Source organism: Nocardioides cavernae, assembly GCF_013410035.1.
Taxonomy (GTDB): domain Bacteria; phylum Actinomycetota; class Actinomycetes; order Propionibacteriales; family Nocardioidaceae; genus Nocardioides; species Nocardioides cavernae_A.
In genome coordinates, this window is record NZ_JACCBW010000003.1 from 275751 (window position 1) to 290174 (window position 14424).

At 71.6% G+C, this 14424-nt stretch carries 11 protein-coding genes; 3 read left to right on the forward strand and 8 right to left on the reverse strand.

Features of this window, described 5'->3' with window-relative positions; all coding sequences use genetic code 11:
• Positions 1-23 precede the first annotated feature (23 nt).
• Both F4692_RS16270 and F4692_RS16275 read left to right on the forward strand, forming a co-directional pair.
• Positions 24-1184: an AI-2E family transporter gene (locus tag F4692_RS16270; RefSeq protein WP_179620756.1), complete on the forward strand. Its 1161-nt coding sequence runs from the start codon at positions 24-26 to the stop codon at positions 1182-1184.
• Positions 1181-2104, forward strand: coding sequence for an ATP-grasp fold amidoligase family protein (locus tag F4692_RS16275; RefSeq protein ID WP_218858652.1), 924 nt, complete (start codon positions 1181-1183; stop codon positions 2102-2104). The genes F4692_RS16270 and F4692_RS16275 overlap by 4 nt, the downstream gene beginning before the upstream one ends.
• An 86-nt stretch (positions 2105-2190) precedes the next feature.
• Here the strand turns inward: F4692_RS16275 and F4692_RS16280 are convergent, their stop codons facing one another.
• The 7 genes from F4692_RS16280 to F4692_RS16310 form a co-directional block, all read right to left on the reverse strand.
• Positions 2191-2487 carry a DUF4193 domain-containing protein gene (locus F4692_RS16280; RefSeq protein ID WP_179620757.1) on the reverse strand — a complete coding sequence of 99 codons (297 nt, stop codon included), beginning with the start codon at positions 2485-2487 and terminating at the stop codon, positions 2191-2193.
• A 110-nt stretch (positions 2488-2597) separates the two neighbouring features.
• The gene (locus F4692_RS16285) at positions 2598-3734 is read right to left on the reverse strand and encodes a serine hydrolase domain-containing protein (protein ID WP_308645345.1); all 1137 of its coding nucleotides are present in this window, start codon (positions 3732-3734) and stop codon (positions 2598-2600) included.
• Positions 3735-3885: 151 nt separating this feature from the next.
• On the reverse strand, positions 3886-4584 hold the full coding sequence (locus F4692_RS16290; protein ID WP_179620759.1) for a response regulator transcription factor: 699 nt from the start codon (positions 4582-4584) through the stop codon (positions 3886-3888).
• 399 nt (positions 4585-4983) lie between these two features.
• A complete protein-coding gene (locus F4692_RS16295; protein ID WP_179620760.1) occupies positions 4984-6186 on the reverse strand; it encodes an FAD-dependent oxidoreductase in 1203 nt (400 codons plus the stop codon).
• A gap of 168 nt (positions 6187-6354) precedes the next feature.
• Positions 6355-7125 (reverse strand): class I SAM-dependent methyltransferase, encoded by a 771-nt coding sequence (locus tag F4692_RS16300; protein ID WP_179620761.1) that lies wholly within the window; start codon positions 7123-7125, stop codon positions 6355-6357.
• 115 nt (positions 7126-7240) lie between these two features.
• Positions 7241-8011: an amino acid ABC transporter ATP-binding protein gene (locus tag F4692_RS16305; protein WP_306457415.1), complete on the reverse strand. Its 771-nt coding sequence runs from the start codon at positions 8009-8011 to the stop codon at positions 7241-7243.
• A complete protein-coding gene (locus tag F4692_RS16310; RefSeq protein ID WP_179620762.1) occupies positions 8008-9501 on the reverse strand; it encodes an ABC transporter substrate-binding protein/permease in 1494 nt (497 codons plus the stop codon). Before F4692_RS16310 ends, F4692_RS16305 begins: the two co-directional genes overlap by 4 nt.
• 62 nt (positions 9502-9563) lie before the next feature.
• On the opposite strand from F4692_RS16310, the gene F4692_RS16315 reads away from it, so the two are divergent.
• Positions 9564-10436 (forward strand): serine hydrolase domain-containing protein, encoded by an 873-nt coding sequence (locus tag F4692_RS16315; protein WP_179620763.1) that lies wholly within the window; start codon positions 9564-9566, stop codon positions 10434-10436.
• A gap of 167 nt (positions 10437-10603) precedes the next feature.
• Here F4692_RS16315 and F4692_RS16320 read toward each other — a convergent pair whose 3' ends face one another.
• Entirely contained in the window at positions 10604-14422 is a 3819-nt protein-coding gene (locus F4692_RS16320) for an RCC1 domain-containing protein (RefSeq protein ID WP_374757304.1), read from the reverse strand.
• Positions 14423-14424: the final 2 nt, after the last annotated feature.

The following is a 14424-nucleotide window of genomic DNA, read 5'->3' on the forward strand; positions in this document are numbered from 1 at the left end:
CCGGCGTGCGGGTACGGTCCGGCGTGAAGTTCTTCAGCAGGACCGAGTCGTCGACCACCACTTCGTCGAAGCCCGACGGGGGTGTCCGCCAGGACGTGCAGCCCCCGCCGCCGTCGCGCGAGCAGACCATCGGCCACGGTGTGGCGTGGACGGCGCGGTGGAGCCTGCGGGTGATCGCCATCGCCCTCGGCGCGGCCCTCCTCGGACTCGTGGTGAAGTACGCCTGGGTCGTGCTCTTCCCGGTGCTGATGGCCCTCCTGCTGTGCACGGTGCTCTCGCCGGTGTCCCGGGTGCTGCACACCCGGGCGCGACTGCCCCGCGCGCTGGCCGCCGCCGTCACCATGATCGGGGCGATCCTCCTCGTCGTGGCGGTGGGCTTCACGATCGCGCCGTCGGTCACGTCGCAGGGCAGCGACATCGTCGACGGGGCCACGGGCGGCCTGCAGCGTGTGCAGGACTGGGTGCAGGAGTCGGACTTCGTCTCCAAGGAACAGGTCGACGCGGGACTCCAGTCGCTCCAGGAGCGCCTGTCCGGATCGGCCGGGAGCATCGCGACCGGCGTGCTCACCGGTGTCTCCGCGGTGACGAACGGCCTGGTCAACCTCGTCCTCGTCCTCATCCTGAGCTTCCTCTTCCTCAAGGACGGCTCGCGGTTCCTGCCGTGGGTGGGCCGCCTCGCCGGCCCCACCGCCGGCCGCCACCTCCAGGCGGTGGGTCAGCGTTCGTGGGACACGCTCAGCGGGTTCATCCGTACGCAGGCGCTGGTCTCGTTCATCGACGCGGTGCTGATCGGCGCCGGCCTGGCCGTGATCGGCGTCCCGCTTGCACTCCCGCTCGCCGTCCTCACCTTCGTTGCGGGCTTCGTGCCGATCGCGGGAGCGTTCGTGGCCGGCATCATCTCGGTGCTGATCGCGCTGGTGTCCAACGGTGTGACCGGGGCGCTGCTCGTCCTGGCGCTCATCGTGGTGGTGCAGCAGCTGGAGGGCAACGTCCTCTCCCCGATGCTGCAGTCCAAGTCGATGGACCTGCACGCGGCCGTCGTGCTGCTCTCGGTCACGCTGGGGGGCACGCTCTTCGGCATCACCGGCGCGTTCTTCGCGGTGCCCGTCGCAGCCGTGCTGGCCGTCGTCGTGCGCTACCTCGACGGCGTGGTCGACGAGCGGTCACGAGCACCGCTCGCGTGACCGCGCTCGTACGTCCCACGCCCCCGCCCGGTCGGCCGGTCGCGTGGCGCCAACGCAGCCGACTCGTCCGGTGGTGGCGGCTGTGGCGCACCTCGCGCCCACGCACCTTCACCGAGAAGGTCCGTTACAAGATGCTGCGCGACCACCGGGCGCTGATGGTGACGTTCTCCGACAAGCACGCCGTGCGCGACTACGTCGCCGCTCGTGTGGGGACCCACGTCCTGCCGCGGCTGCACCATGTGCTCGACGATCCTCAGCAGCTGTGCAGCGTGGACCTGCCCCCCGCCTTCGTGCTCAAGCCCACGCACGGGAGCGGCGTCGCCGTCATCGTCTCGGAGCAGGCGCAGCCCGAGGCCCGCCTCCCGGACCTCGACGCCGCCTGGACCTACCACCACGTGCGGCCCGAGCACGCCCCGACGAGTCACCTGAGCGCGCTCGCGGAGGTCTGGCTCTCGAAGCTGTACGGCCAGGGCCCCAACCGGGAGTGGGCCTACGGCCACGTCCCGCGGCGGCTCGTCGTGGAGGAGTTCCTCACCGGTCCCACCGGCACCGTCCCCGACGACTACAAGTTCTTCGTGTTCCACGGAGTCGTCCGCTACGTGCAGGTCGACCGCGGCCGCTTCGACGCCCGGACGCAGGACTTCTTCACCCCCGACTGGGACCACCTCCCGCTCAGCGGCGGGCACGGCTGGGCGGACCCACCCCTTCCGCGACCCGAGCGGCTGCCGGAGATGATCCGCATCGCCGAGCGCCTCGCCGAGGAGACCGACTTCGTCCGGGTCGACCTCTACGACCTCCCCGACCGCGTGGTGTTCGGCGAGCTCTCGAGCTTCCCGGCGGGCGGGGACAGTCCGTTCGAACCCGCGTCCTTCGACCTCGAGTTCGGCCGCCACTGGACCCCGCCCCGCCGGTACGCCTGACGTGGGGGCCGCCCGGCCGGGGCGCCCCTGCCCCTCGCCCTGACCCCGTCGTGGTCAGGCGCAGTCGGGGTTCAGGCGGTTGGGGTTCAGGCGCAGTCGCGACAGAGGAGCGGGTCGTCGGACACGCGCGCGCTGCGGTGGTGCACGAGGAAGCACACGGAGCAGGTGAACTCGTCGTCCTGCTTCGGCACCACCTCGATGCTGAGCTCCTCGTTCGACAGGTCCGCGCCGGGCAGCTCGAAGGACTCCGCGGCCTCCGCCTCGTCCTCGTCGATCTTGCTGGAGCTCGCGTCCTTGTCGGTCGCAGCGAGCCGGAGAGCCTCGAGGCTCTCCTCCTTCTGCTCCTCCTCGCTCTTGCGGGAGGCGTCGTAGTCAGTTGCCATGGCGGTGGTTCCGTCCTCTTGGTTCGGGCGAGCGCAGTCTGCCGTACCCCGTTCGACGCGCGTGCACCGGCCGGGTGAACATCGGGCGTCGGTGCGCTGGACGGACCGGCTCAGGAGGAACAGATGACGTCGTCCACGGTGCGGTTCACCGCAGCGACCGTCTCCAGGTCCGCGGGCAGCGCCGTCACGGCCACGGTGGCCCACCGGCCGTCGCGGGTGATCAGGTCGCGGGTCTCGAACCCCTGGATGTCGCCGCCGTGCCCCCAGGCCCGCACGCCGCAGCTCAGCGTGCGCGAGGCCAGACCGAGGCCGTAGCGCCACCCGGGCTCGGCGTCGAAGTGCGGCGCGCGGACGCCCGTCCTCATCTGGGCCAGCAGGTCGACGGGCAGCAGCTCGCCTCCCATGAGGCCCTGCAGGAAGCGACCCAGGTCCCCCGGTGTCGACACGAGCTGGCCGGCCGCCCACCCGAGCGAGGGGTCCAGCCGGGTGGCGTCGGTCCACGGATCCCCGGGCGCCTCGGTGAGGTAGCCGTGCGGGTGTGGCCCGCGGATGCCCTGCTCCCCGACCTCGGGCCAGTACGTGTCCGCGAGGCCGAGCGGCTCGATGATGCGGCGGGTGATCAGCTCCCCCACCGGACGGCCGGTGACCTTCTGGGCCAGCAGGCCGAGCAGGACGTAGTTGGTGTTGCTGTAGGCCCACCTCGTGCCGGGGCGGAAGTGGCGTCGCTCGGCGAGTGCGGCGGTGAGCAGCTCGTGCGGCTCGACGTAGGTGTGCCTCACCGCGTCCAACGAACCGCCGGCATCGATGACCAGCGAGTCGTAGTCGGGCAGTCCGCTGCGCTGCTGGAGCAGCTGACGCACCGTGATGCGACGGCCGTCGTTGCTCGAGCCGCGGACCAGGCCGGGCAGGTAGGTGTCGACCGAGCGGTCGAGCCCGACCCGGCCCTCGGCGACGAGCTGGAGCACCACCGTCGCGGTGAACATCTTGGTGTTGCTGGCGATGCGGACGCGTGACCTCGGATCGATGGCTCGGTCGGTGCCGATCTGCGCGGTGCCGGCGACGTAGGTGCGGGTCCTGCCCTCACCGTCCTTCACCGTCGCGATGGCGCCGGGCAGCCCGGTCTCGGACAGCAGCCGCTCGAGGCGGGACTGGACGCCGCTCGACCTGGTCTCGGTGGGCGCCGGTGCGTCGGGCCGGACGGAGTCCTGGACGGCCACGGCGGATGCGGGGACGGGTCCTGCGGTCACCGATGCCAGGACGGCTGCGAGTGCGACTCGACGGAGTCGGGACGTGGTGCGGGTGTGGGACATGGGAGCTGCTCCTTCGTCGTGGACCGGATCTGGCACGTCCACGACGCTAGGAATCACCTGCCCCTGCTCGCGAGGGCCGGAGGAGGGATCACGGCACGTTCCATCCTTCGATGGAGCCCGTGTCGCGCGCCGATGTCCCTCGGGTGTGCCCGACCGACAACCTGAACCCGACGCCTCGGACATTCTCGATCACGTCGGGGGCGCCCGCGGCTGCGAGCCGGGACCGCAGTCGCGTGACGGCGGCGCTCAGCACCATCGGGCTGCCGGACCACTCCGGGCCCCAGATGGAACGCATCAGCTCCTCGTGGGTGACGACGCGCCCGCGGTGGGCGATCAACGCCAGGAGCACCTCGTGCTCACGCCCGGTCGTCGTGACGACGACTCCTCCCCACCTGACCGAGTGGCGATCGTCATCGACGCTCAGTGCCTCCGCCGCATCCGTACCGCTGCGTCCCTCGCGCTCCAGGCGCCGCAGCACCGCGCGCACGCGCGACAGCAGCTCGGCGACGGTCCAGGGCTGTGACACGACGTCGTCGGCGCCTGCGTCCAGGGCCGCCACCACCGCCAGCTCGTCGTAGTGGTCCCCGACGATCACGATGCCTCCTGCATGACCGCGCCGGCGCAGCTCGGAACACACCGCGACACCGACGACATGCGGCGGGTCCGACTCGATCAGGACGAGATCAGCGGAGACGGGAGCATCGTCTGTGAAAGCCTGGTCCGCACTCGTCACGTGCACCGAGTCCAGTCCGCCGCAGGCGAGCAGGACCGCGAGGCGGTGGCCCACGCCGCCTGCGCGTCCCACGACCAGTGCTCGTGGCGTACGAGAGCCGGACGTCCACGGTGCCGGTTCCCTCACGACGCGACGGGCGATGGAGCGCCTCCCGCTCGAGGACGCGATCGCAGGTGGTGGTGTCCGATGACGGGCGCTCCTCTCCTTCGGTCGGGAGCCGGGCTCGCACGAGTCCGACGCACGTTGGTCGTGTCGAGCGCCCGATTCGTCACGCTCCAGGGGCGTACTTCTCGCGAGGATCGGACACGAGCGGCTCGGTCGAGACGCTGTCGCTGCTGGGGATCGGACTCGCGGTCGTCTGCGCATGCCGCCGTGGGCGCCCGTACCGCCCATCGGGTGGTTCCGGTTGGGCGCCGACGTCCAGAGGCAGATCGAGACTGTCCCTGCGCTGACTCAGACCTTGCCGCGCAGGATGCGTCTGAAGTACGTCTGCGGCAACGCGTAGCGGTCCAGCAACCACGTGGAGTGGCGGGGTCTGACGAGATCAGGGAACGGGACCGTGGGAACGCGACGCCCGGTCCGGTCCACCTCGAGCAGCATGAGCTCGTGACGTCCGGTGGTGATCGGCATGACGGTGTACCCGTCGTAACGCCGGAGCTCGCGACCGTCCTTGCCGGCGGCCGCTGCTGCGAGGTTGTGGGCGAGCACCTCGACCTGCTTGCGCAGTGCGCCGCCCGAGGGCGGGGTCGCGACGGCGGCGACGTCACCGATGGACCACACGGCCGGATGGGCGCGGTGCCGCAAGGTCTCGGGGTCGATGTCGACCAGCCCGGCAGGCGACCCGTCCGAGAGGCCCGAGCGGACGACCCAGTCCGGTGCTCGGTAGTGCGGCACCACGTGGGCGAAGTCGACGTCGTCGAGCTCGACCTCACCTGCAGGAGTGCGGACCCTCACCTGGTGCGGAGCGACCCGCGTGACCCGTGCGTCGCGCACGACGGCGACGCCGTACGACGCGAACGCCGCCCCCAGGATGTGGTCCGTTCCTCCATCGCCGACGGGTGTGCTCCGTGGGAGGACCACGGTCACGTCGATGTCGTCGAGGACGCCGGCGCGTCGCCAGTGGTCGCACGCCATGAACAACGGCTTGAGGGCGGTCGCCGCGCACGGAGCCGGTTCGGGCGGCACCGTGAAGAGCACCCGGCCACGGGTCCGCCCGCTGAGCGCCGGCCACACCCGGGTGACGCCGTCGATCGTGAACGTGGACGCGGCCCATCCGTCGGCGTACGCCTCGGCCAGGCCGGGGGTCGCGTCCCAGTCCTCCTCCAGGCCGGTGCACAGCACGAGGGCGCGACAGCTGACGGGACCGCCCCCCGTGTGCACCACCGGCCCCGGGACCTCACCCGTGGGCTCGAGGTCGACGCTGACGACTCGATCGCTGATCCAGGTGCACCCGTCCGGGACCACGTCCGAGGCGGCACGCTCGAGCGATGCCATCACGGCCTCGCCGGCGCCGACGTAGTTCAGCAGCGGTCGGTAGCGGTGCACCGTCTCTGACTCGACGAGCGCCACGTCGGGCGCGCCGTCGCGTAGCAGGCGCGCGGCCAACGACACCCCGGCGTTGCCTCCGCCCACGATGAGCACGTCATGATGTCGCACCGCGCCCCCTCGTGTCCTCGTGCTCGCGCTGGTGGTTCCGACCCTACGGGGACGCCGGGCGGCCCGACCCGGCCATGAGCCTCGGGACTCCGGACGCGTCGCCGAGCACGTGGTGCCGTCGTCGGGGTGGGGTCGCGGCTGCTGGTGCTCGACGGACCGCGAGCCCGATCAGACGTCGTGGCGGAGCACGGCGCGATAGCCCCAGTCCTCCCCCAGCGGTCCCGTCGCCATGCGGTCCGTGAACGCGGGGTGCCCGGCCGGCCGACAGCTCTCGACGCACAGACCCGTCCCCCGGGCCAGCAGCTCGAGGTCGACCGGCGCGTAGCAGCGGACCGTCTGGGCCATCGGTGGGCCGTCCGGCCCGTCGAACCACCAGGTGTCGACGAACCGCGCCCCGACGACGTCGTAGTCGACGACGTTGCGACACCCGGTCTCCTCGTCGACCTCGTCCGTGCCGGCCCACCGGATCCACGCGGCGGGGTTGTAGACGTCGAGGACCACGTGCCCGCCCTCGTCCAGCCACCGTGAGCCAGCCGCCTCGAGGATCGCGCGTTGGTGGGCGTCGTCGCCCATGCCGAAGCCGTTCCACATGGTCACCACGTCGAAGCGGGCGCCGAGGTCGTGGGTGAGGAAGTCCCCCTCCACCACCGTCAGGTCGACGCCGTGCTCGCGTGCGAGGTCGCGCGCGAAGCCGGCCCGCACGCCGCTCAGCTCCACCGCCGTCACGTCGTAGCCCAGGCGCGCGGTCGCGACGGCGGACCCGCCTGCTCCGGCACCCAGCTCGAGGACCCGCCCGGCGACCCGGCCGGTGAGGGTCTCGACGGCCTGCGCGCGCTCGACGTGGTGGTCCAGGACGCCCGACGGTCCGGCGACCTCCGACTTCCTGTCGTAGAAGCCGCGCACCCATCCGGGCGTCGCGGCCGCTGCTGCTGGCGTCATCTGCGGTCCTCCTTGGCTGAGGGGTGCCGTGGTGGCCGGTACGGCCGGGGGCACCGTCCCATCATCGACGGGCCGCCCTCACGACGCACGCAGTGCCGCGCGGACGAGCGCGGCGTCAGCCCGGCTCGAGCACTCGCCGCAGGAACTGCTTCGTACGCTCCTGCTGCGGGTCGCGGAGCACCTCGGAGCCACCCTGCTCGGCGATGACGCCTGCGTCGAGGAAGAGCACCTGGTCGGCGACGTCGCGGGCGAAGCGGATCTCGTGGGTGACGATCACGAGGGTCCAGCCCGAGGTCGCCAGGTCGCGGATGACCGCCAGCACCTCGCCGACCAGCTCGGGGTCGAGCGCCGAGGTGGGCTCGTCGAACAGCACGACCTCCGGGTTCAGGGCGAGCGCGCGGGCGATGCCGACGCGCTGCTGCTGGCCGCCGGAGAGCTGCGAGGGGTACTGGTCCTCCCGCCCGGCGAGGCCGACCTGCTCGAGCAGGCGGCGGGCGTCGGCGGTGGCCTCGTCGACCTCGCGGCCCTGCACCTGAACAGGCCCTTCGAGCAGGTTCTGCAGGACCGTCTTGTGCGGGAAGAGGTGGTGCGACTGGAAGACCATGCCGCTGTGCGAGCGCAGGGCCTCGACCTCGTCGCGCCGGGTGGACCGGTCGACCGAGGCGTCGCCGAAGTCGACGGTGGCGTCAGCGATGCGTACGGTCCCGCTGTCCGGCACCTCGAGGACGTTCAGCGAGCGCAGGATGGTCGTCTTGCCGGATCCCGACGGACCGATGATCGCGGTGGCCGTCCCCTCGTCGGCGCTGAGGTCGACGCCCTTGAGCACCTCGTTGTCGCCGAAGGCCTTGCGCAGCCCGCGGGCCTCGATCAGTGGCGTGGTGCTCATGCGGCATACCTCCCGAGCCGCTTCTCCAGCGGTCCTTGTGCTTGCGAGACCAGGAAGCAGACGACCCAGTAGTAGAGCGCGGCGAAGAGGTAGAGGGGCATGAAGTCCGCACTCGGCGACGCGGCGTTGACCGCCTGTCTCAGTAGCTCGGGCACCAGGATGACCGAGGCCAGCGAGGTGTCCTTGATCAGCGAGAGCAGCGTGTTGGACAGTGGCGGCACCGCGATCCGTGCGGCCTGCGGCAGCACGATCCGGCGCATCAGCTGCGGGTAGCGCATGCCGATCGTGGTGGCCGCCTCGTACTGCCCGCGTGGGACGGACAGGATCGAGCCGCGGATGACCTCAGCGGCATAGCCACCGACGTTGAGGCTGAGCGCGAGGATGGCGGCGGGCACGGGCGGGATGGTCAGCCCGATCTGGCCGAGGCCGTAGAACGCGATGAAGAGCTGGACCAGGAGCGGGGTGCCACGGATCGCGGAGATGTAGACGCGGGCGGGCAGCTGGACGAGCCGGTTGGACGACATCCTGGCCAGTGCCGTGAGCAGCGCCAGCACCAGGCCGATCGCGAAGCTGGCGGCGGTGAGCGGAAGCGTGTAGACCAGCAGCCCCCGGAGCATGGGCCACGCCGCGCCTCGGACGACCTCGGCGGTCGAGCGGGTGTCCGAGCCCTTCACGTCGGTGACCTCGGCGGCGTCCTCGACCGTCACGTCGGCGCCGAAGTAGTCCTCCGAGATGTCCGCGAGCGTGCCGTCGTCGGCCAGCCTGGCGAGGGCGTCGTCGGCCTCCTGCTGCAGCTCGGGGTCGTCCTGGCGGAAGGTCAGCGCCTGGCGGCTCACCTCCTCGCCCGCCTCGCCGACGATCTGGATCTCGTCGGACCCTGAGGATGCGAGGTAGTCGAGGACCGCGATGTTGTCGTTGACGACGACATCGACTCGCCCCTGCACGAGCAGCTCGGCTGCCTGGGCGAACTGGTCGACCGCGCGGATCTCGGCGCCGGCGTCGCGGGCGACCTGCGCCCAGTTGCTGGTCTCGTTCTCCGCGGCGACCAGGCCGTCGAGGTCGTCGAGCGTCGTGACGTCGTCGTTGCCGGCGGCGGTGACGATGACGCCTCGGGAGTAGGTGTAGGGCGCCGAGAAGAGGTACCGCGCCTCGCGCTCGGGGTTGATCGTGATCTGGTTGGCGATCACGTCGACCCGGCCGGCATCGAGCGCCGGGAAGATCGAGTCGAAGGGAGCCTCGACGAACTCGAGGTCCCACCCGGCCTCGTCGGCCACGGCGCGGATCACCTCGATGTCGAAGCCGGTGAGCTCGTCGGTGTCGGGATCGTGGAACGTGAAGGGCGGGTACGTCCCCTCGGTCCCGACGCGGACCGTGCGCGCCTCCGCCGGGGTGCCCGCCGACTCGGCCGACGCCGCACCTCCCGAGAGGGCCAGGGTCGCGACGAGCCAGCTCAGGACCACGAGGGCGAGTGCGCGCCGCGACTGCTGCATGAAAGTCACGTTAGTCGCTGCTCTTTCGATCGGTCGACCGGCCGCGCGGCACAATGAGCCTCGTGTCCCGCGCGCAGGAGGTCCTCGACCGCATCGTCCGGGATGCTGAGGGTGACGGGTTCGACGCCCATGCTGCTCACGTGCTCGTCGGCGACGAGGTCGCGCAGCACTCGTGGCACGAGGACGTACGCCGCGACGTCCACTCGGCCTCGAAGGCAGTCTGCGTGCTCGCCGCGGGAATCGCCCATGACGCCGGCGTCTTCGACGTCGATGCACCGGTGGCGCAGTGGTTCCCCCGGGTGGTGTGCGGGCCGGGCGTCGAGGAGGTGACCACGCGGCACCTGCTCAGCATGACGAGCGGCATCGATCTCGCCTGGTCCGGGACGCTGATGACCGACTGGCCGGACCTGGCCCACGAGTTCCTGTCCCGTCCGACCACGGGCCGGAGCTTCCAGTACTCCAACGCCAGCACCTACACCGCCATGCGCGCGCTCGGGGCCGTCGTCGGCGACGTGCACGCGTGGCTGACCCCGCGGCTCTACGAGCCGCTCGCCATCGACGCCCCCGAGTGGGACCGCTGCCCCCACGGGTGGATCGAGGCCGGCGGAGGCCTCCACCTGACCGTGGACGAGCTCGCCCGGATCGGCCGGCTCATCCGGGACGACGGCGTGTGGCAGGGCGCACGCCTGGTGTCGTCGCGTTGGCCGGAGGCGATGCGCTCGGACTGGATCGAGCACCAAGCACCCCCGTCCTACGCGCGCTACTCGCTCGGCGCGTGGGGCGGGCCGGGCGATGCATGGCGCCTGCACGGCGCCCACGGCCAGCTGGTGGTGTTCTGCCGCGACGCCGTCGTCACGATCACCGCCGACGACCACTTCGGCGCCGACCGGATGGCCGAGCGGGTGGTCGAGGCCGTCGAGTCCGTGTCGGCCTGACCACCACGACGGGGTCACCGCCGGACGCGACGTACGGGTCCCACACCTCGAGCACTCACGGAGGCCCACCTGCTCGGCCGGTGGGACGCCACCGTGCCTCGATCTCGGCCCGCACGTGCCTCCCCGCGTTCGGTGGGGTCCGTAGCCGCACGGGAGGTGTCTGCGCACTAGCTGACGTTGACGGTGGCCGTTCCGGTGCGTCGGGTGGATCGTCCGGTGACCGTGATGCGGACCTTGCCGGGCTCGAGGGTGCGCGGAAGCGTGATCCGACGGACGAGGGTGCTGGCGTCGGCGCGCGTGCCAGTGCGACCGACGCGCTCACCGTTGACGGTGATGACGTAGCGCTCGCCGAACCCCAGTCCGGTCACCCGCAGGCGGATCGTCGTACCCCGCGTGGCGCGTGCCACCGTTCCGACCGTGAGGCGTGTGGGTGCCCGCACTGCCACGACCGAGGTGCTCGCGCTGGTGGAGCCGAGCTCGTTGGACGCGATCATCCGGAAGGTGTGCAGGCCCGTGCGGTCGAGCGTGACCTTGGCCGACCCGTTCGCGGGGACGGGCGAGGCGCCGTAGGCCTCGCGCAGGAGATCCTGCAGTGCCCCGGTGGCGCTCAGGGATGCACCTCCGTGGCTGGTCCAGCTGACCGTGGCCGTGCGGCCGCGCCTGATCGTGGGCTGGCCATCGGGGGTCGCGGCGGCTTCGCGTGCCCCGGCCGGTACGGAGATGGTCAGCTGCACCGAGGGGGCCTGGTCGGTGGCCACGGGCCCGGTGCTGCTCGAACGGGTCGACGCGTCGGTGTAGCCGGCCCTCGTGGCGATGACCCTCACGCTGATGCGTTGCCCGCGATGCGCGGAGGTGAGCAGCAACGTCGCGCTGTCGGCTCCGGGGATCGACATGTCGTCGGCGAGCCACTCGAAACGGTACGCCGTGGCGGCGGGTGCGGTGGGTCCGGTGAGGGCGGTGAGCACGTGCCCGACCTGCGCCGTACCGCTGACCGCTGCCGGCGGAGCCGTGGCGAAGGTGGCCCGGACGACGGCGGCGCTCATCTCGGATGCGGCTGTGGCGTCGACGTACCCCTCGCGGGACGCACTCACCTCGACGGTGATCCGCTTCCCGACCAGCTCCGCGGGCAGGGCCAGCTCCTCGCCAGCAGCACCGCCTATCTGGCTGCCGTCGGCGAACCACGCATAGGTGTAGCTGTCGGCGGCCGGCGTCGGCGCGGAGACAACCGCCTTCAGCACGCCGTCCACGACCGGGGTGCCGGTGACCTGAGCGTCAGGCCCGGTGGTGAACGCCGCTTTCGCGACAGCCGCCGTGGCGGCCGAGGTGTCGGTGGCGTCGGCGTACCCGTCGCGTGCCGAGGTCACCGTGACCGTGATCGTCGTGCCGACCATCGCGGGCGTCAGGTCGAGGGTGCGGCCGGTGGCCCCGCTGATGGTGGTGCCGTCAGCGGCCCACGCGTAGGTGAACGACTCCGCAGGCGGCGACGTCGACCCCAGCTGCGCCGCACCGGGCGACGCGGTCAGGGTGCCGTCCACGACCGGGGTGCCGGTGATCTGAGCTTCCGGCCCCGTGGTGAACGCCGCCTTCGCGACAGCAACCGTGGCGGCCGAGGTGTCGGTGGCGTCGGCGTACCCGTCGCGTGCCGCGGTCACCGTGACCGTGATCGTCTGACCGACCATCGCGGGCGTCAGGTCGAGGGTGCGGCCGGTGGCCCCGCTGATGGTGGTGCCGTCAGCGGCCCACGAGTAGGTGAACGACTCCGCAGCCGGCGACGTCGACCCCAGCTGGGCCGCACCGGGCGACGCAGTCAGAGTGCCGTCCACGACCGGGGTGCCGGTGATCTCGGCGTCCGGTCCAGTGGTGAACGAGCCCGACGTGACGGGCCCAACACCGAGGGTGGCGTCGACGGCGTCGGCGTGGCCGTTCCTGGTGACCGTGACGCTGAGGGTGATGGTCCGCCCGAGCTGGGCCACCGTCGGGGTGAAGTCGAGGTGGATGGCGCCGGGGATCTCGACGCCATCAGCGAGCCACTGCAGCCCGTAGGTGTCGGGGTTGACGTTGTAGTCGCCGATCTCGGCCGACAGCGTGGAGCCCACGGCGGGGGTGCCACTGATCGAGGGCGCCTGGTCGGCGATCACGGCGGCGGTCAGGGCGAGTGAATGGGTGCCGCCGGCGGCGATGGCCGTGTTGGGCCGGCCGTTGAGCGAGGTCGGGATCGTGCGAGCCCCGTTGGCATTGGTGCCCCAGCCGACGATCTGCCGGTCGCTGGTCATGGCCAGCGTGTGGTCGGATCCAGCTCCCGTGGCGACAGCGACGACGGTCTTGGTCGCCAGGCTGGCAGGAACGACGGCCTGGTTCGAGGTGTTGTCACCACCCCAGGCGGTGACCTTGCCGTCAGCGGTCAGGGCAATCGAGTGGGTCGTACCGCCGCCGATCGCGACGACGGTCCTTCCGCTCAGGGTGGCGGGCACGGTGCTCTGGCCCTGGGTGTTGCTCCCCCAGGCCACGACCTGTCCGTCCGACGTCAGTGCGAGGCTGTGGTTCGAGCCGGCAGCGACGGCGACCACGAGCTTCCCGTTCAAGACGTCAGGGATGGCTGCTTGACCGGCGGAGTTGCTGCCCCAGGCAGTGAGCTGTCCGTCGTCGGTGAGGGCGAGCGAATGGGCGTCGCCGGCCGCGACGGCGATCACGGTGCGTCCGTCGAGGGTGGCGGGTACGGCGGTCCGTGCGTTGCCGCTGTTGCCCCACGCCAGGACCCGTCCGTCCGTGGTCAGGGCGAGGTTGTGGTTGGTCCCGGCGGCGATGGCGGCGACCGTCTGTGCGGCCACGGCGCTCGGGACAGTCCCCTGGGTGCCGGCACCCCAGGCGGTGATCTTGCCGTCGGCGGTGAGGGCGAGGGTGTGGTTGAACCCGGCCGCGATCGCTGTGACCGTCTTCCGCGCCAACGATGCCGGGACGGTGCTCTCGCCCTGGAAGTTGCTGCCCCAGGCTGTGACGCGGCCCCCCGCGGTCACGGTGCCGGTCGCGGCAGAGGTGGTCACGGCATCTGCGTACCCCGACTTCTCGGCGGTGACCGTGACGGTGAGGGTCTTGCCGAGGTCAGCCGGCGTGGGGCGGTACGTCGCGGCGCTGGTGCCGACGGGCGTGCCGTTCGCCTTCCACACGAAGTCGACCGAGTCGGGATCCGCGGTGTAGGTGCCGGGGACGGCGGTCAGTGCGTTCGATACCTGCGGCACCCCGGAGATCACGGGTGCGTGGTCGGCACGCAACGCGGCGGTGATCGCCAGCGAGTGGGTGCCGCCCGCCGCGAGTGCGCTGACGCGCAAGCCATCGAGCTTGGACGGGACCGGCGCCAGGCCGGCGCCGCCGTAGCCCCACGTGACGAGTTCTCCGGCGCTCGTCAGGGCCAGGGTGTGGTACGTGCCTGCCGCGATCGCGATGACCGTCTCGTCAGCGAGGCTGGGAGGCGCTGTGATCTGCCCGTTGCCGTTGTTGCCCCAGGCCGTGACCTTGCCATCGCTGGTCAGGGCGACCGAGTGGTTGGCACCGGCGGCGATGGCCGTCACGGTCTTGCCGTCCAAGCTGGAGGGGACGTTCGTCTGACCCTGGTCTCCGAACCCCCACGCCGTCACACGACCGTCACTGGTCAGGGCGAGCGAGTGCGCGAAGCCGGCGGCGATTGCCGTGACGTGCTTGTCGTTCAGAGCAGGGTCAGCGGCCGCCTGGCCGAAGCTGTTCGACCCCCACCCGATGACCTGGCCGTCACTGGAGAGAGCGAGGGAGTGCTGGCCTCCGGCTGCGATGGCGGTGACTGTCGTGCCCGCGAGCGCGGCAGGAGGCGTGGCCTGCCCGGCCTGGTTGTCGCCCCACCCGACGACCTCGCCGTCGCTCGTCAGCGCCAGGGAATGGGCCTGACCGGCGGCGACGCTCGTCGCGGTCTTCGTGGCCAGTACGGACGGGGGCGTGGTGCTGCCTGCGAGGTTCACCC